The sequence below is a fragment of the Streptomyces sp. NPDC111744 genome, from assembly GCF_055634995.1.
The window spans coordinates 316,136-334,015 of the sequence record NZ_JBVKCG010000005.1 but is presented as its reverse complement, the minus strand read 5'-3'; the positions used below and the strand labels follow the sequence as shown (position 1 = coordinate 334,015).

The window sequence follows — 17,880 nt, the reverse complement described above, 5'->3', positions numbered from 1 at the left end:
GGATTTTTTGTTTCTCTCCCGCCCCGACTTGAGGAAGTGTGGTCGATGCCTGTTTCCACCTGGACACCCGTCGGTCAATGGACGGGTACGGTCACGCACGACGGCGAGGCCGACCAGTACACCGTCGCCTTCGCCCCGGACGGCTCGCTCTCGGTCACCACGCAGAAGAGCACCGGCACCGGCTCCTGGACCGTCACCGGCGACGACTCCGTGGAGTTCTCCCTGCGCGAGGACTTCAACCTCGACATCACCCAGATCAGCCCCAACGGCCACCGGGCCGCGTACATACAGATCGACATCACCGCGCGGCACGAGGACGGTGCGCTCACCGGCGAGGGCAAGGCCGTCGTGCACGGCCCCGACGACGTCGTGATCTACGCGACGGACGCCCGGACCGAAGCGCGCCGGGTGTCATGACGGCCGAGGTCGCCCGGCTCACCGACGTGCTGAGCCTGCGGGACCTGGCCGGGCGCTATCTGGCCGGCCTCGACGAGGGCGGCTTCGACGAGACCTGGGCGCGGTCCCTGTTCACCGAGGACGTCGAGATGACGTTCCCGGTGGGCAGCCACCAGGGCCTGGCCGGGGTGGCAGGCTTCACCACCGAGATCATGGCGCGCTGGGGCCGTACCCACCACCACGGCTCGGAGAGCCAGGTGGAGGTGGACGGCGACACAGCCCGGCTCAGCTGGAGCCTGATCGCCTCCCATGTGCACCACGACTCACCGCTTCCCCCGGACCCTACCCGGTACTTCCAGCTCGGCGGCCGTTTCACCGGCACCGCCCGGCGCACCCCCGACGGCTGGCGCTTCGACCGGCTGCGGCTGCGGATCGTGTGGACCACCGGCGCCGTGCCCAGGGGAGTGACCCAGGTCGACCGAAAGACCCTCGACACCCGAGGAAACACGGTCACTTCAGCTACTTCAGCCGCTTCAGCCGCTTCAGCCACTTCAGCAGAGGAGAACCCGCCCATGCCCACCACGCTCACTCCGGACCAGCAGAAGGAACTGATCGAGAAGGTCTTCCACGAGGGCCTGGACCTGGGCGACCTGTCGGCCGCCGACCGATACCTCACCGCCGACTTCCGCAACAACGGCAGCCACGACGACTCGATGCGCGGCCCGGAGGCGTTCAAGCACACCATCAGGATCCAGCAGTCCGCGTTCAGCGAGATCAAGTACGAGATCCTCGACTTCATCTCGATGGGCGACAAGGCCGCCATCCGCTGGGTCATGCACGGCAAGCACACCGGCCCCTTCATCGGCATCAAGCCGACCGGCCTCCAGGTGCAGCACCAGGCGATCATCTGGTTCCGCTTCGAGGGCGACAAGATCGCCGAGCGCTGGGGCATCGTCGACAACTTCTCCCTGCAGAAGTTCCTCCAGTCCGGCGGCAAGCCGGTCGGCCCGCTGACCCCGGCGGGCAAGCCCGCGGCCTGAGTCGCCGCCCGGCCGAACGCACCCGGCCCCCGCTGACGGCGGCGGGGGCCGGGCCGCACTCTCACGGAATCGAAGTGCCCGACGGAGCAAGGGACTTGAGACATGCCGATCGACAGGAAAGTCGCCCGCTTCAACCGGCGGTTCGCCAACCATCTCGTCGGGCCGCTGTTCAGCCGGCTGCCCGGGTTCGGGAAGGTCCACCACCGCGGCCGCAAGTCCGGGCGGGAGTTCGCCACGCCGGTCAAGCTGTTCCGGCGCGGCGCCGACATCGTCATCACGCTGCCGTACGGACCCGGCTCCGACTGGGTCAGGAACGTACTGGCGGCGGGCGGCTGCGAGATCACCACGCGCGGCCGCCGTATCCAGGTCGGCAACCCGGTGGTCTTCAGCGACGACGGTACGACGAAGATGCCCGCCCTCACCCGGCGGATCCTCTCCCGGGTCGAGGCCACCGAGTTCATCGCGCTGACCCCGGTCCCGGCGCCCGCGCAGGTGCCGGCGGGCCGGACATGACCGCCGTCGGCCAGGTCGCCCGCCCGCTGCGGGTGGCGCTGCTGGTCGGCTCCGCGCGCGACGGGCGGCTCGCCCCGGACGTCGCGGGCTGGTTCGCGCGGGTGACCGCGCGCCGGGACGACCTCGTCCTGGACGTCGTCGACGTCGCCGAGCACCCGCTGCCGGCGAGCCTCGACGCGGACGACCCCCGGGCGGCGGCGCTGCGCCCCCGGCTGGCCGGGGCCGAGGCGTACGTCGTGGTCGTACCGGAGTACAACCGCAGCGTCCCGGGGCCGCTGAAGACCCTCATCGACAGTTTCCAGTCGGAGTGGGAGGCCAAGCCGGTCGGCTTCGTCGGCTACGGGCTCGGCATGGCCGGCGGGGTGCGGGCGATCGAGCATCTGCGGCAGATCTTCGCGGAGTTCCACTGCGTGGGGATGAAGGACGTGGTGACGTTCCCACGGGTGCTGGAGCACTACGACGCGGACGGCAACTTCCCGGCGGAGCCGGAGGGGGCCGAGGCCGCGGCCAAGCTGATGCTGGACCAGCTCCTGTGGTGGGCGGCCGCGTTGCGCGAGGCCAAGGCTCTTCGTCCGTACAGCGCCCCGTAAGAGGCGCGGAGCACTGCGCGATCACCCACGGCCGAGCTGTGGACGGTCGACAACAGGTCCCGGCACTTGCTGCGAGGCGCCGCGCCGCGCACGGTCCGTAGCCGACCGCGGGGACCGTCGTGGCTGCTCGCGCCCGCGCGGCGGTAGCCGCACATCGGTACAGCCCCGCGCCCCCAGAGGGGGCGCGTCATCTGACCCCTCCTCACAGGAGAACGTGATGGCAACTGCTGCCGCCCCCGATCCCCTTACCCCCCTCCTGGTCGCCGTGCCCGTGGTGATCCTCGCCTGCCGGGCCGGGGCACAGCTCCTCAGGCGGCTCGGTCAGCCGCCGGTCGTCGGCGAGATACTCGTCGGCATCCTGCTCGGCCCCTCGCTGCTGGGCTGGGCCTGGCCCGGCGCACAGACCTGGCTGTTTCCGCAGTCGGCGCTGCCCTATATCGGCGTGCTCGGGAACATCGGCCTGCTCGTGTTCATGTTCCTCGTCGGGCTGGAACTCGACCTCAAGTCACTGCGCGGCAACAGCAGAACCGCCGTCGCCGTCTCGCAGGCCGGGATCGCGCTGCCACTGGTGCTGGGCGTGCTGCTGGCGCTCGGCATGTACGGCAGGTTCGCCCCGGACGGCACCGAGAAACTGCCGTTCGTGCTGTTCATCGCCGTGTCGATGAGCATCACCGCGTTCCCGGTGCTGGCCCGCATCCTGACCGACCGGGGCCTGTACCGGACCCGGGTCGGCGTGCTCGCGATGGCCAGCGCGGCGGTCGACGACGTCACCGCCTGGTGCCTGCTGGCCGCCGTCGTCGCCGTGACGAAGAGCGGCTCGCCCACGGACGCGCTGGTCACCGCGGGCTACGCGGTCGGCTTCGCGGCCGTCATGTTCGTGGTCGTACGACCGCTGCTCGCCCGGTGGGCCGCGCGGGCCGAGCGGCGGTACGCCGACGGCGTCGTGCTGGTCGTGCTGTTCGGCGGGCTGAGCCTGTCCGCGTACGCCACCGACCGGATCGGTGTGCACGCGCTGTTCGGCGCCTTCCTGTTCGGCGTGATCACGCCGCGCGGCAGCCGGCGGATCGAGGTCACCGCGGCCCGGATGCGGTCCTTCGCCGTACCGGTGCTGCTGCCGCTGTTCTTCGTCAGCACCGGGCTCAAGACCGACGTCGGGCTGCTCGGCGGCAGCGCCGTCCAGTGGCTGTGGGCGGGCGCGGTGCTCGCCGTCGCCGTGGCCGGCAAGTGGGGCGGCGGCACGCTCGCGGCCCGGCTCTCCGGCCGTGACTGGCGGGACTCCATGTCGCTGGGCGCGCTGATGAACTGCCGCGGCCTGACCGAGCTGATCGTGCTCAACATCGGGCTGGGCCTCGGTGTCATCGGCCCCGAGCTGTTCACCGTCCTCGTACTGATGGCCCTGCTCACCACCGCCATGACCACCCCCGCGCTGAGCCGCATCCGCAAGGGGATCGATGAGGACCTCGGGCAGGAACCGGCCGGAACCGGCCAGGACGAGCTCGCCCTGCAGTCCACGAGAAGCCGCTGACCTGTGCCTTCGGCTGGTTCGGTGACGTCTTCCCACGTCCGGGGACATATAGTTCAGTAGCTGATGATTGGAAGCTTGTCGATTGGAGCATTGATAGATAAGCTAATTGACAATACTTAGGGGGCCGGCAACGTGGTGGTGAGGCACTGAGCGGAGACGGAGACGGTGACGAGTTCGGGAGCCGGCCCTGCCGGATGCGATGGAGGCCGAGCGCGCGGTCATCGACCCGTTGCTCGACGACATCGACGCCGCCGAGGTCGCCAACACCCTCGGCAAGATGCCCGAGTCGCTGCTCGACGCCTTCGAGGCGCTGGACACATGGCGCGTCAAGACGGCTCCACCAGCCGCTGACCCCCGGGCCCCGCACATTCCCCCAACCGTGAAGCACCCAGAGACATCGGAGACATCTCGTGTCGCTGCAAGACCGCACTCAGGCCGTCCCCGAGGACACGGCTCCGCCGCGGCAGGACGGCAAGCTGGGCCTCGCTCTGCTGGTCATCGCCACGGCCCAGCTCATGCTCGTCCTCGACAACACGATCGTCGCCGTCGCCCTGCCGAGCATGCAGAGCGCACTGGGCCTGAGCGAGTCCAGCCTCGGCTGGATCGTCACCGCCTACGCGCTCGCCTTCGGCGGTCTGCTACTGGCCGGCGGGCGCGCCGGTGACCTCTTCGGCCGCCGCCGCGTGTTCCGCACCGGCCTGATCCTGTTCGTCGCCGCCTCGCTGCTCGGCGGCCTCGCCCAGAGCGGGGAACTGCTGATCGCGGCCCGCGTGATCCAGGGCGCGGGCGCCGCCATCGCCGCACCCACCGCCCTGTCCCTGCTGGCCACCACGTTCCCGGCCGGGCCCGCCCGCAACAAGGCGCTCGGCGTGTACGGCGCGATGGGCGGCCTCGGTTCGGTCGTGGGCCTGCTGCTCGGCGGCGCGCTCACCGAGTACCTGAGCTGGCGCTGGGTGATGTTCGTGAACATCCCGATCGCTCTCGCCGTCCTGATCGGCACCAAGGTCCTCGTGGACGGCGAGCGCGAGCGCGGCAAGGTCGACGTGCTCGGCGCCCTCACCGCGACCCTCGGTTTCGGCTCGCTCGTCTACGCCATCAACCGCGCCGGCGACAAGGGCTTCGGCGACACCGTCACGCTGGTCGGGCTGGGCGCCGCGCTCGTGCTGATCGCCACCTTCGTCGCCATTCAGCGCAGCAGCCGCTCGCCGATGATCCCGCGTGGTGTGCTGGCCGACAAGAGCCGCGTCGGTGCCAACCTGGTCATGTTCCTGGTCGGGGCCGGCATGCTCGCCACCTTCTACTTCCTGACCCTCTACATGCAGGTCGTCAAGGGGTACGCGCCGATGGTCACGGGCGTGGCCTACCTGCCCTTCGCGCTCGGCATGGGCATCGCGGCCGGGGGTATCGGCCCGCAGCTGCTCGCCAAGCTGCCCGAGCGCAACGTGATCGCGCTCGGCCTGGTCATCGGCATCGCGGGAATGGTCTGGTTCAGCTTCGTGGCCCCCGGCCAGAATCCCTGGGCCGCCCTGCTGCCGGCCCAGCTGGTCGCCGGTCTCGGACTGGGCATGGTCTTCGTGGCGGTCACCATCGTCAGTGTCCGCGGTGTCGCCCCGCAGGCGACCGGTGCGGCCTCCGGCCTGGTCAACACGGCACAGCAGATCGGCGGCGCCATCGGCCTGGCCGGGCTGGCGGCGGCGGCCACGGCCGTCACCGACCACGAGCTGCCGGGCAGCATGCCGCACGCGCTGACCGCCGGTTACTCCTACGGATTCCTGCTCGGCGGCGGCCTGTACCTGCTGGCCCTGATCACAGCCCTGGTCACCCTGCCGGGCACGGCCCCGCAGTCCCTCCAGGACGGCGAACACACCCCCGCCGTCCTGTGAACCCCCACCCGGCGGCCCCGCGTCCAACCGCACGGACGGGGGCCGCCGGCCAGTGCCAAGGCCAGGTGCACAAGCGTTCCCTCGCTCTCTGGAAGCGGATTTCAGGGGCGCGGTCAGGGGCCGTACGGCGTATGCGCCGCCGCATATACTCGAACAGGAGGTGCTGTCGTGCGGCGTGAAGGTGACGAAGGGCGAGGTCCGGTGACCCGGACCGAGGAGACCGCCGAAGTCCCCGGTGTCCTCCCGGAAGAGCTGACCGGCTTCATCGGCTATCTCCTGCGCCGGGTGTACGCCCAGTTCTCCGCGAACGAGGACGGCGGCGACAGCGACTCGCGCGACTTCCTGGTCCTCGACGCGCTCACGGGCCGGGACTGGGAGTCCCAGCTCGACCTCGCGGAGCGGCTCGGCATCAACCGCACCATCATGGTGGCGGTGATCGACCATCTGGAGTCCCGCGGTGAGGTGCAGCGCACCCGCAACCCGGACAACCGGCGCCAGTACGTCCTGTCCCTGACCGACCAGGGCCGGGAGGGCGTAGAGGTCAGGCGCCGGGCGGTGGCCGAGCGGGGCGCGCGGCTGACCTCCGTACTGACTTCGGAGGAGACCGCGCGGCTCGACGAGTTGCTGGCCCGGCTGCTGCCCGAGTCGGCGCAGCCCCTGGTGCAGGGCACCGAGTACCTGGTGGCGCAGGCCCATCACCGGCTGCGCAAGCACGGCGACGACAAGCTGGCCGGGACCGGACTGCGCGTGCGCCACTACGGCCCGCTGTCCGCCCTGGCCGTGTTCGGGCCCATCGCACAGCAACGGCTCGCCGACCTGCTCGCCATCACCGGACCCGCCGCCTCCCAACTGGTCGACGAACTCGTGAAGTCGGGTCTGGTGAGCCGGGGCCGCGACCCGCACGACCGGCGTCGCTACGCGCTCGAAGTGACCGAGCTCGGCCGCGAGAGTCTCACCGTCGTCGCCGGTGCCGTCGCCGAACTCGCCACGGACGTCTCCGACATGCTCGGACCGGGTGGCGAAGACGAATTGCGGGCGCTGCTGCTGAAACTCCTGGCTCCGACGCATTCCGGCCCCGCATTCGTGGACGCCAAGCCGTCTGTTTCTGCCAGGGGTTGACTCTCTGGCCAAGGAATGTCACGCTAAATTGAGCGGTTGAACCGCGCCATTTTTCAGGCTCTTCGTATTCGCGAAGGGCCTTTTTTCATGCGGAATTCCCGTCGTGCACCGCCCCTCGACGCCTTCGACGAAGGAGACAGCTCATGGTCGCGAAAAAGACCGACGGCTCGCCGGAACCGGCGCGCATATCCGAGGACATGACCTTCGACGTCGTCATCCTCGGCTCGGGACTCGCCGGTTCCGTGACCGGCGCGATCCTGGCCAAGCACGGCGCCAAGGTCCTGCTGGTCGACGCGGCCGCGCACCCGCGCTTCGCCATCGGCGAGTCCATGACCCCGCAGCTCGTGGAGTGGATCCACATCCTCTCCGAGCGCCACGACATTCCCGAGCTGAAGAGTCTGGCCAGTGTCCAGGCCTCCACCCGCGACATCGGTCCCACCTTCGGCACCAAGGCGCACTTCGGGTTCATGAAGCACGAGGTCGGCAAGGAGCCCGATCCGCGTGAGGCCACCCAGCTCGCGCTGCCGAAGATCTTCCACCAGAACAGCCACATGTTCCGCCAGGACAGCGACGCCTTCATGTTCCATGTGGCGATCAAGTACGGCTGCACACCCCGGCAGAACTGGCGGGCCAGCGAGGTCGAGTTCGACGACGACGGCGTGACCGTGGTCGGCAGGAGTGCTGCCCCGGGCGCGCAGCCCGAGCTGTACCGGGGGAAGTACCTGGTGGACGCCTCCGGCTTCCGCTCCCCGCTGGCCGACAAGTTCGACCTGCGGGACAAGCCGGCCCGGTTCAAGCACCACTCCCGGTCCATGTTCACCCACTACGTCGGCATCAAGCGGTTCGACGACGTCAGCGGGCACCCGCAGGACCTGCGTCCGCCGGTCGACTGGCACACCGGCACGATGCATCACCTCATCGAGCGTGGCTGGTTCTGGATCATCCCGTTCGACAACCACGAGAAGTCCCGCAACCCGCTGTGCAGCGTCGGCCTGACGATGGACGAACGCACCTACCCCAAGCCCGGGGACCTCGCCCCCGAGCAGGAGTTCCAGCTCTTCCTCGACAGGTACCCGGCGGTCAAGCGGCAGTTCGACGGTGCCACCCGGGTGCGCGAGTGGATCTCCACCGACCGGCTGCAGTACTCCTCGAAGCAGACCATCGGTGATCGCTGGTGCCTGATGTCGCACGCGGCCGGCTTCCTCGACCCGCTGTTCTCCCGCGGTCTGTCGAACACCATGGAGGTTGTCGACGCGTTGACCTCCCGGCTGGTGGCCGCTCTCAAGGACGGTGACTTCTCCGCCGAGCGTTTCGAGTACGTCGAGCGGGTGGAGCAGGGGCTGCTCCAGTACAACGACGACCTGGTCAACAGTTCTTTCATCTCCTTCTCGCACTTCCGGCTGTGGAATGCGGTCTTCCGGATCTGGGGTTCCTTCATCACCCCGGGCACCATGCGGCTGACCCGGGCCCGCCTCAGGCACTTCCGTGACCACGACGATCGGCACTTCGACGAGCTGGAGAGCGTCGCCCACCCGGGACTGTGGTGGCCGCAGAGCGACTCGTTCAAGAGGCTGCTGGAGGCCACCGCGGAGACCTGCGAGAAGTACGAGGCGGGTGCGCTGACCGGTGACGAGGCCGCCGACATCGTCTTCGGGCTGCTCCAGGACTCGCCCGTCGTCAACCCGGTCTTCGGCTGGAAGGACGAGAAGCGGCGCTTCATCTACCCCTCGACAGCGACGATGGCCCGCTTCCTGTACTGGGCCTCGGTCCAGGCCCCGGCCGAGATGAACAGCGTCGGCCGCGACTTCCTGCTCGGGATCGTCAAGGCCGGGGCGAAGGTCCGCAAGCTCCTCTGACGCGCGCGGCGTTCAGGGAGTCTTCCGGATCAGCTCGGAGAAGTGCGGTCTGGCACGTGTTCCCCCGGAGGGGGCACCTCCAGCTGCGTTGTGGACCTCACGTCTCACCCGACTCCACGCCACCCCCGCCGCCGCACTGTGACGGAGGGACACCGGACACCTCAACGACGGTCGTGGCGTTGACCCAGGTGTCCGGCACGGCCGTGGCAGGTGGGATTACCTGCAGTGTTTCAGTGAGGCGTCGACGCGGCCGGGGTGGTCGTGGCCGTTCGGGGCCGAGGGGCCCGCTGCGGTGGACGGCCGCCGCGTGCATCAGCACTCTCACTCTGGTGTAGACGGCCAAGTGTGCGCAGATTCCCTGGAACACCGGCTCAGGGCTCCTGTCGGGCATCCGAGATGCCGACGGACAGGGGCAGACCGGTCCGCTCGGTGGCGAGGTGGATCTTCGAGCCGTCCTTGTCCCGGTCGACAGGGAGAGCGTGTGAGTTCACCGAGTCGATCGCACACCGAGACCGGTCCAGACGGTGGAGCTTTGCCCACGCCCTGGCCTACGTCCATTCGGTGAGGCGGCGGTGGGCCGTCGCGCCGGACAGCCCGAACGATTCGGCGGGCAACTGCTGCCGGGTACGGCACGGGCGTCGCTACGAACACGGTGGCAGCCGGCAGTTCACGGTGACCGTGTCTTAGCCGGCCACCGCGCGATCGGAGCGGCACGCCTGCGTGCGCAAGGCCGTCCGGGCCCGCGGGCGTTTCCCCAATGAGGCCACGGCGCTGAAGTTCGTCAATTCCACGGAGGTAGCAGGTGAAAGGCATCATCCTGGCCGGAGGCAATGGGACACGTCTGCACCCCATCACTCTGGGCGTTTCCAAGCAGTTACTTCCTGTCTACGACAAGCCCATGATCTATTACCCTCTCTCGGTGCTGATGTTGGGCGGGATCACTGACATCCTGCTGATTTCGGCACCTGACGATCTGCCGGGTTTCAAGCGGCTGTTGGGGGACGGATCCGATCTCGGTCTGCGCCTTACGTATGCGGAGCAGGATGAACCGCGCGGGCTCGCGGATGCGTTTGTGATCGGCGCGGACCACATCGGTGACGATGATGTGGCTCTCATCCTGGGGGACAACATCTTTCACGGGCCGGGTTTCGGTGGCCTGCTCAAGGCCAGGGTGCAGCAGCACGAGCAGGGCTGTGTCCTCTTCGGGTACCCGGTGCGTGATCCACACCGTTACGGAGTGGGAGAGGTGGACGCTTCCGGGCGGCTGGTGTCGATCGAGGAGAAGCCGCAGCGGCCTAAGTCCAATCTCGCGATCACCGGTTTGTACCTGTATGACAACGACGTCGTGGACATCGCCAAGAACCTGCACCCGTCCGCCCGTGGTGAGCTGGAAATCTCCGACGTCAACAACGACTACCTGCGGCGCGGCAAGGCCGAGCTCATCTCCTTGGGGCGAGGTTTCGCCTGGCTGGACACCGGAACGCATGACTCACTCACCGAGGCCTCCCAGTATGTGCAGATCCTGGAGCGCCGTCAGGGGGTGCGGATCGCCTGTGTGGAGGAGATCGCCTGGCGCCAGGGCTTCATTGACCGGGAGAGCTGCCGCCGGTTGGGCAGCCGGCTCGCGAAAACCCCCTACGGTCAGTACGTGATGGACATCGTGGACGCGAGCTGAATGCTGACACAGCGTCGATCAGAGCGTTGCTCAACTGCCGCTGAAAAATGAACCGTTGACGATCTCGCTTCGTATGTGTCACGCTGATCGAGACGGATTCGTGCTGCCCTGAAACGGGCAACCGGTCCCCTTCTTCTCGTCCCTTCCTGTTCCTCTTTCTTCGCTTTCCCCGCGCTTGAACTCCGGCCGGGACTGCGGCGTTCGTGTATACGCCCAAGGGCGGGCTCTGCCCCGCGCCTCGGGCGCGCGTGTTGTTCGGGAAGACCGCCTCGCCCCGAGGGACAACATGCAGAGGGATCGGGATCCGGTCGGCAATCAGCTCGGAATCGGCCAAGAAGGGCCGGTCCTGCAGCCCTCCGGAGCACACCGAAAGCCCATCTGACCTGCCCTTCCATCGTTCGATGGGGTGTTGATGGTTGGCGGGCTGCTAGTTAAGCGCCTTGATGCATAGGTAAGTTGACGATATTCTGGTCTGACAACGCGGCACCGAGGGAGACAGTGATGAGCCAGGAGTTCAAGAACCACGACATGACGATGATGCTCACGATCCACGCCGCCCTGCGGCGTGAGGTGGAGCGGATCGCCCGGATCACGGCCCGGGTCGACGGGGACCCCCGTCATGTGCTGAGTACCGCGGTCGGCTGGGAGTTGTTCAAGAAGTTCCTGACGATCCACCACACCGCCGAGGACGTCACCGTGTGGCCGGTGATGCAGAAGGCGCTGGCCGGCAAACCCGACGAGCTGGCCCTGCTGGCTGACATGGAGGCAGAGCATGCGGTCATCGACCCGCTGCTCGCGGACATCGACGCGGCCCTCGCCGACCGGGACTCCGGCCTGGAGCGCCTGGGCGGCCTGACGGACGCCCTGCACACACAGCTCAACGCCCATCTCGACCACGAGGAGGGCGAGGCTCTCAAGCTCATGGACATCACCATGACCAAGGAGGAATGGGCGGTGTTCGCCGTCGCGGGGCGCGACCGCATCGGCGACGACGCCCGCCGCTACCTCCCCTGGCTGCTCGACGGCATGCCCGCCGACCAGCTGGCCGCGTTCGTCTCCAACATGCCCGACGCTCTCCGTATCCCCTACGAGACCGAGTGGCGCGCCGCCTACGAGGCTCTGGACATCTGGAACGCCAGGTCCGGCTCCGCCGCCCGCTGACACACGGTCCCAGGTACTCCCGTGAGCTGCGCTGATCCCGCTCGCTGGGGGCCGGATCAGCGCCCGGCCGTCGAACGACCGCCGGGCGTCGGCCCCGATCCACCACGTGACGGGTGCCGTTCGGTGCGCGGTCTACGCGGTGTTCACCGCGTTCGGAGAACCGCCGGCGCGGCGAATGGCGCGGGTACGGTCGCGGACGCCTCCGGACGGCCGCCGCACAGCGCATGGCCGCCCGGCACTACGCGCTGCCCGCGCTCGAAGGTAACACCGGAACCCCGCCCCAGATCGAAGATGGTCGAAGACGAGAACTCACGCGGTGGATCGAGGGTCAGGTAGGCCCGTTCCCTTCCGGCATCGCCGCTTTACGCGTCCGTGGCATAGCGCTTCCTCCGGCTCCAGTTCCTCGCGCCGGCCCATTACTGATTTACCGACGAAAGGGAACTGCTATGCGTGTTCTGATGGTGGTCGCGCCGCTGACAGCCCATCTGTACCCCAGCGTTCCGCTGGCGTGGGCGCTGCAGAGTGCCGGCCACGAGGTGCGGCTGGCCAGCGGCACGGAACTGGCCGGGCAGATCTCCGCGGCCGGCCTCACCGCCGTCCGGCTCGGCGGTGATCCGAGTTCGACGCTGCCGCACATCTCCGAAACGGAGTTGGACCGATTCAGTGAGGCGCTCGGGTTCGAGGCCGGCTCCGACTTCGGCCGGCTCTGGCAGGCGATCCGCTACTACCTGGTGGCGAACGTTGCGCGTTACTACCCGGACGCCGAGGGCCGGCAGCCGCTCGCCGACAACCTGGTCGAGTTCGCCCGGGACTGGCAACCGGACCTGGTGATCTGGGACGTGGCCAGTCCCGTGGGGTCGGTCGCGGCCCGTGAGTGCGGGGCCGCGTCCGCCCGGCTGCTGTGGGGTCCCGACTACTTCGGCTGGATACACGGGCGGCTGACCGAGCGTGCGGCGCGGCGCGGTGCACAGGTGAACCCGCTGGCCGAGACCATGGCGCCGATATTCGGGCGGTACGGCTACGACTACTCGCAGGAGATGGTCCTGGGCGACTTCACCGTCGACCCGCTCCCCACGCACACGCAGCTGCCCCGCTCGGCAGGGCAACGCGTCGTACCCATGCGCTTCGTGCCGTACAACGGGGCGGTCCCGGTGCCGGAGTGGCTGTCGCATTCTCCGTCGCGGCCCCGGGTGTGCCTGTCGCTCGGCGTCACCAAGCGCAAGGTCACCGCCGGCCGGGACGAGCGGCTCGCGGCCGTACTGGAGGCGGTGGCCGAAATGGACGTGGAGGTGCTGGCCACGGTCAATGCCGATCAACTGGGGGAGGAGCAGAAGGTGCCCGACAACGTACGGATAGTCGACTACCTCCCGCTCACCCAGGTGGCACCCACCTGCTCGGCGATCATCCACCACGGCGGCTTCGGCACGTTCTTCGCCGCAGCCGAGCACCGGGTGCCCCATATGATCATCACGGAAGAGTTGGGTACCGGGCTGTCCAGCAGCCGCTACCTGGAGGCCAGGGGCGCGGGAGTCGCCCTCCATAGCGATGATCTGACCGCGGCGGAGGTGAGCCGTGAGCTTTCCAGGCTGCTGACCGAGCCGTCGTTCCAGCAGGGTGCCGCAGCCGTGTACGCGGACATGGCCGCAGCGCCGAGCCCCGGCGAGATCGTACCGATTCTGGAGCGGATGGCCGCGCAGTACCGGACCGGGGACTGATCGGCCATGGACGTGGTCGAGACCCGGGTACCCGGCGCGTTCGTGTTCACGCCGCAGCAGATCCGCGATGAACGGGGCTCGTTCGCTGAAGTGCTCCGCTGCGACCGAGTCGAGGCGGTCACCGGGCGTCCGTTCCGGCCGGCGCAAATCAACTGCTCGGTGTCCCGGCGGAACACCCTCCGCGGTATCCACTCGGTGACCACACCGCCGGGACAGGCGAAGTACGTCACCTGCGTGCGCGGGGCGATCCGCGACATCATCGTCGACCTGCGGGTGGGCTCGCCCACCTTCGGTGTGCACCACGTGGTCCTCCTCGACGCCGACTCCGGGCGCTGCCTGTATGTGCCGGAGGGGGTCGGCCACGGGTTCCTGGCGCTCACCGACGACACCTGCGTCTGCTACGCGGTCTCCACGCGCTACGTGCCGGGCACCCAGATCGAGATCGACCCCCTGGATCCGGAATTGGCACTCCCGTGGGCATACCCCGAGCCGCCGGTGATGTCGGCGAAGGACGCGCAGGCGCAGGGAATGCGTACAGCGCTCGCCGCAGGGCTGCTTGCGGACTGGCGGGATGTCGCGAGGGCGATTCCCGCCGGCAAGCACTGACGCGGAGATACGAAGTGTGGCTTCCTCCCCGGGCCACGGTGGTCCGGCCGTCCGGCCCACCGGCTCCCCCCACGGCACCCGGCTGTGCGCCACGTGCGACTTGCCAGGTTCCTGACGTCACCTCAACTTCGTTGACCTAAAGCGCAGTTGAGGTTCTACGGTTTCGTCATTCAGCGTCGTCAACGACAAGGCAAGGAGATCTGCGTTGAGTACCGACATCGGTCCGGCGGCACCACCGCGGGCGACCCGAAGGGAATGGCTGGGGCTGCTGGTCCTCGGGCTTCCCACCATGCTCATGGCCATGGATCTGACCGTGCTGCATCTGGCACTGCCCGCCCTCACCGAGGACCTGCGGCCCAGCAACACCGAGTTGCTATGGATCGTGGACATCTATGGTTTCCTCACCGCCGGTCTCCTGATCACCATGGGCGCGATCGGGGACAGAATCGGCCGTCGGCGGCTGCTGCTGATCGGCGCGGTCGTGTTCGGGGTGGCGTCGGTGCTCTCCGGATTCGCGGTCAACCCGGCGATGCTCATCGCCTCCCGGGCGCTTCTGGGCATCGCGGGCTCCACGCTGATGCCCTCCACCCTCTCCCTGATCCGGGTCATGTTCCAGGACCCCAAGCAGCAGGGTGCCGCGATCGGCGCCTGGACTGGTTTCTTCGGCCTCGGCACGGTGATCGGCCCGCTGGTCGGCGGCACGTTCCTGCAACTGTTCTGGTGGGGATCGGTCTTCCTGATCGGCGTCCCGGTCATGCTGCTGCTGGTCGTGTGTGGCCCGATCCTGCTGCCGGAGTACCGGGACGAGTCGGTCCGCCGCCCGGACTTCGTGAGCGCGATCCTGTCCATCGTCGGGATCCTCGGCCTGATCTACGGTCTCAAGCGGATCGCTGTGGACGGTCTGGGCCTGGAGTCGGGCGGTGCCATCGTCATCGGCCTGGTGCTGGGAGCGCTCTTCATCTCCCGCCAACACCGACTTGAGCAACCCCTGGTCGAACTCTCGTTGTTCCGGAGCAAACTGTTCGGCAGCGCCCTCGGCATGCTCCTCCTTGCGACCCTGCTCAACTCGGCCGCGCAGTTCTTCGTCATGCAGTACCTGCAGTTGGCGCACGGGCTGTCCGCGATCCACGCGGGGCTCTGGTCACTGCCTACCACCCTCGCGGTCATGGTCGGCGCCATGGCGGCCCCTGCCCTCGCGAGCCGCATGAAGCTGAGCACACTGCTCGCCGGTGGCCTGGCGGTCGCCGCGGCCGGCATGCTCGTGCTGGCCCAGGTCAGTGATCCCTCCGATCTGTATGTCGTGGTGGTAGGCGCGGCCGTCATCGGACTCGGGCTCGGGCCGATGATCTCGCTGGGTACCGGACTGATCGTGGGAGCCGCACCGCCCGAGCGGGCCGGTGCCGCCTCCGCGATGGCGGCGACCGGCACCGACCTCGGCGCGTCGCTGGGCATCGCCGTGATCGGCAGCGTCGGCTTCGCGGTGTACCGGGCAAACCTGACCGACAACCTTCCCGGGGGGCTGCCGAAGGGCGTCGCCGAGACGGCCAAGCAAACCCTCGCCGCCGCGGTCGACGTCGCCGGTACGCTGCCGGGCGCTGAGGGATCCCGGCTGCTGTCGGTGGCCCGCGAGGCATTCGTGCACGGCTTCCAGACGACCGCGCTCGTCGGCGCGGTGATCGCCGCGCTGCTGGGTGTGGGGGCCGCGACCCTGCTGCGCGGCGCCCGGATGCCGGGCCCGCCGCCGACCGCGGAGGTGGATGTGGAGGGCGAGGCGAAGTCCCCCGCAGCAGTGGACAACTGACACGCTGCCGCCGACCAGTCGGGCCCCCTGCTGGTACGGACCGGCACCTCGACCGGGTTCACAAGGGACCGCCTTCGCCGACGGGCCAGTGTCGGCGAAGGCGGTCCCCGCGCCGTTGGTCGGCGCGCCGGCGGTGATGTGCCGACGGCGGAGGTGGCCGGCTGCAGTCCGGATGGCGGTGGTCGTGGTCGTCGACCAGCCGGCCTCCGGCGGCGGCCCGCCAACGGCCGTTGGCCCGCGCCAGGGCTGCGCAGCCGTCTGTCGGCCGGATCTGACGACGCGGCGGATCGCCGGCATCTCTTCCGGCGAGAAGGCGAGGCTGGGACTGACACCCGCGACACGCTCATCACCGCGGATGCGGATGCGGCCCGGGCGATGCCCGCACACCTTGCGCTCGGTCGTATCCGACGACGAGACGATCTCCGAGCCGGAGATGCCGGCGGGGTCGACGACGACCTCGGCTCCGAGGCGGACCGGCTCTCCAACCGGCTGCGGGACCTCTTCACGCAGATCCTCCCGCGCCTCGAACGTGTGCCGGGACCGGGTATGCAGCACCCGGTCGTCGTGGTCCTGCCGGTCCGGTCCGGTCCCCGGGCCCGGTCGGCCGGCCAGGACGGCGTCGGATCACCAACGGATACGCCTCAAGGCCCCGCGGATCCGCGGATGGCGAGCTGCCTGACCGAGGGAATCCTCATCGCGCACGATGACCAGAGCGTCCCCGGCACCGACGTGGTCACGCTGATCGTCCCCGGCATCGCCCGGTCCATGACGGCGCCTTCTGGCAATCACCAACCCCAGTCGCCTCTTGACCGAAGTCATATCTCACCTGTGCGTGCGCGGGTCGGCTCCGGCCGAGCGGGCCGCCGCGCCCAGGGCGGCCGGCGGTGCGACACGGCCCGACGTCAGCCAGGGACAGCGGAAGGAGAGATGCAGTGAAGGCTTTCATCAACCACGAGGTGGAGGTGCCCCCGGCGCCGCACACACCCCGCGCACATCGACTGGTCCTCGGCGATCACAGCAAGGGGCAGACATGCGCATACTCGTGACCGGCGCCGCCGGCTTCATCGGATCGGCCTATGTACGGGAGCTGCTCGCCGGTGCCTACCCGGCCTGGCAGGGCGCTCAGGTGACCGTGCTCGACCTGCTCACCTACGCGGGCAATCTCGCGAACCTGGCCCTGGTGGACGGGCAGTTCACCTTTGTGCACGGCGACATCGGCGACACCGGCCTGTTGGACCGGGTTGTGCCGGGGCACGACGTGGTGGTGAACTTCGCGGCCGAGTCCCATGTGGACCGCTCGATCGCGCAGGCCGCCGACTTCGTGCGCACCAATGTCCTCGGTGTGCAGAGGCTCTTCGACGCTTGTCTGGAGGCCGGGGTCAAGCGCGTCGTCCATGTCTCCACCGACGAGGTGTACGGCTCCATCGCGTCCGGCTCCTGGGACGAGACCGCGCCCCTGGCACCGAACTCACCGTACGCCGCCGCCAAGGCCGCTGGCGATCTGCTCGCGCGCGCTTATCACGTCACCCACGGGCTGCCCGTGGTCATCACCCGGTGCGGCAACAACTACGGGCCCTACCAGTACCCGGAGAAGGTCATCCCGCTCTTCGTGACCCGGCTGCTCACCGGGGGGACGGTGCCGCTCTACGGGGACGGCGGGAACGTGCGGGACTGGATCCACGTCACCGACCACTGCCGGGGCATCCAAGTCGCCGCCGAGCATGGGGAAGCCGGCGAGGTCTACCACATCGCGGGCACCCGCGAGCTGACCAACGTCGAGCTGACGGACCAGCTCCTGGCCGCCTGCGGGGCGGGCTGGGACAGGGTGCAGAGGGTGCCGGATCGCCTCGGCCATGACCGACGGTACTCGCTGACCGACGCGAAGCTGCGAAAGCTCGGCTATGCGCCCCGGATCCCGTTCGAGCAAGGGCTGGCCGACACCGTTCGCTGGTACGCCGAGCACGCCGCGTGGTGGCAGGAGAGGGGGCAACAGTGAGGAG

Annotated in this window: 14 protein-coding genes; all 14 read left to right on the top strand. The window is 68.9% G+C overall.

The features are described 5' to 3' along the window. Nucleotides 1–45 precede the first annotated feature (45 nt). The 14 genes from ACZ7OO_RS14190 (at nucleotide 46) to rfbB (ending at nucleotide 17,876) form a co-directional block, all read left to right on the top strand. Complete coding sequence (locus tag ACZ7OO_RS14190) at nucleotides 46–417, top strand: dehydrogenase (RefSeq protein ID WP_471504666.1); 372 nt, start codon at nucleotides 46–48, stop codon at nucleotides 415–417. Next, nucleotides 414–1,436: an ester cyclase gene (locus ACZ7OO_RS14185; protein ID WP_471504664.1), complete on the top strand. Its 1,023-nt coding sequence runs from the start codon at nucleotides 414–416 to the stop codon at nucleotides 1,434–1,436. The genes ACZ7OO_RS14190 and ACZ7OO_RS14185 overlap by 4 nt, the downstream gene beginning before the upstream one ends. A 102-nt stretch (nucleotides 1,437–1,538) precedes the next feature. Continuing rightward, nucleotides 1,539–1,949: a nitroreductase family deazaflavin-dependent oxidoreductase gene (locus ACZ7OO_RS14180; RefSeq protein ID WP_471504662.1), complete on the top strand. Its 411-nt coding sequence runs from the start codon at nucleotides 1,539–1,541 to the stop codon at nucleotides 1,947–1,949. Beyond that, nucleotides 1,946–2,539 (top strand): NADPH-dependent FMN reductase, encoded by a 594-nt coding sequence (locus ACZ7OO_RS14175; protein ID WP_471504660.1) that lies wholly within the window; start codon nucleotides 1,946–1,948, stop codon nucleotides 2,537–2,539. The genes ACZ7OO_RS14180 and ACZ7OO_RS14175 overlap by 4 nt, the downstream gene beginning before the upstream one ends. A 217-nt stretch (nucleotides 2,540–2,756) precedes the next feature. Next, nucleotides 2,757–4,064 (top strand): cation:proton antiporter, encoded by a 1,308-nt coding sequence (locus ACZ7OO_RS14170; RefSeq protein ID WP_471504659.1) that lies wholly within the window; start codon nucleotides 2,757–2,759, stop codon nucleotides 4,062–4,064. Nucleotides 4,065–4,474: 410 nt separating this feature from the next. Next, entirely contained in the window at nucleotides 4,475–5,947 is a 1,473-nt protein-coding gene (locus ACZ7OO_RS14165; protein WP_471504657.1) for an MFS transporter, read from the top strand. A gap of 201 nt (nucleotides 5,948–6,148) precedes the next feature. Then, nucleotides 6,149–7,066, top strand: coding sequence for a MarR family winged helix-turn-helix transcriptional regulator (locus ACZ7OO_RS14160; protein WP_471504656.1), 918 nt, complete (start codon nucleotides 6,149–6,151; stop codon nucleotides 7,064–7,066). Nucleotides 7,067–7,209: 143 nt separating this feature from the next. Then, on the top strand, nucleotides 7,210–8,922 hold the full coding sequence (locus ACZ7OO_RS14155; RefSeq protein WP_471504654.1) for an NAD(P)/FAD-dependent oxidoreductase: 1,713 nt from the start codon (nucleotides 7,210–7,212) through the stop codon (nucleotides 8,920–8,922). Nucleotides 8,923–9,724: 802 nt separating this feature from the next. Then, nucleotides 9,725–10,597, top strand: a complete 873-nt coding sequence (gene rfbA / locus ACZ7OO_RS14150) for a glucose-1-phosphate thymidylyltransferase RfbA (RefSeq protein WP_471504652.1) — start codon at nucleotides 9,725–9,727, stop codon at nucleotides 10,595–10,597. 501 nt (nucleotides 10,598–11,098) lie between these two features. Continuing rightward, nucleotides 11,099–11,758 carry a hemerythrin domain-containing protein gene (locus tag ACZ7OO_RS14145; RefSeq protein WP_471504650.1) on the top strand — a complete coding sequence of 220 codons (660 nt, stop codon included), beginning with the start codon at nucleotides 11,099–11,101 and terminating at the stop codon, nucleotides 11,756–11,758. 446 nt (nucleotides 11,759–12,204) lie between these two features. Beyond that, nucleotides 12,205–13,473, top strand: coding sequence for a nucleotide disphospho-sugar-binding domain-containing protein (locus ACZ7OO_RS14140; RefSeq protein WP_471504648.1), 1,269 nt, complete (start codon nucleotides 12,205–12,207; stop codon nucleotides 13,471–13,473). Nucleotides 13,474–13,479: 6 nt separating this feature from the next. Continuing rightward, nucleotides 13,480–14,079, top strand: a complete 600-nt coding sequence (locus ACZ7OO_RS14135; RefSeq protein ID WP_471504646.1) for a dTDP-4-dehydrorhamnose 3,5-epimerase family protein — start codon at nucleotides 13,480–13,482, stop codon at nucleotides 14,077–14,079. Nucleotides 14,080–14,284: 205 nt separating this feature from the next. Continuing rightward, nucleotides 14,285–15,880: an MFS transporter gene (locus tag ACZ7OO_RS14130; protein WP_471504645.1), complete on the top strand. Its 1,596-nt coding sequence runs from the start codon at nucleotides 14,285–14,287 to the stop codon at nucleotides 15,878–15,880. Between the two features lie 1,030 nt (nucleotides 15,881–16,910). After that, nucleotides 16,911–17,876, top strand: coding sequence for a dTDP-glucose 4,6-dehydratase (gene rfbB, locus ACZ7OO_RS14125; RefSeq protein WP_471504643.1), 966 nt, complete (start codon nucleotides 16,911–16,913; stop codon nucleotides 17,874–17,876). Nucleotides 17,877–17,880: the final 4 nt, after the last annotated feature.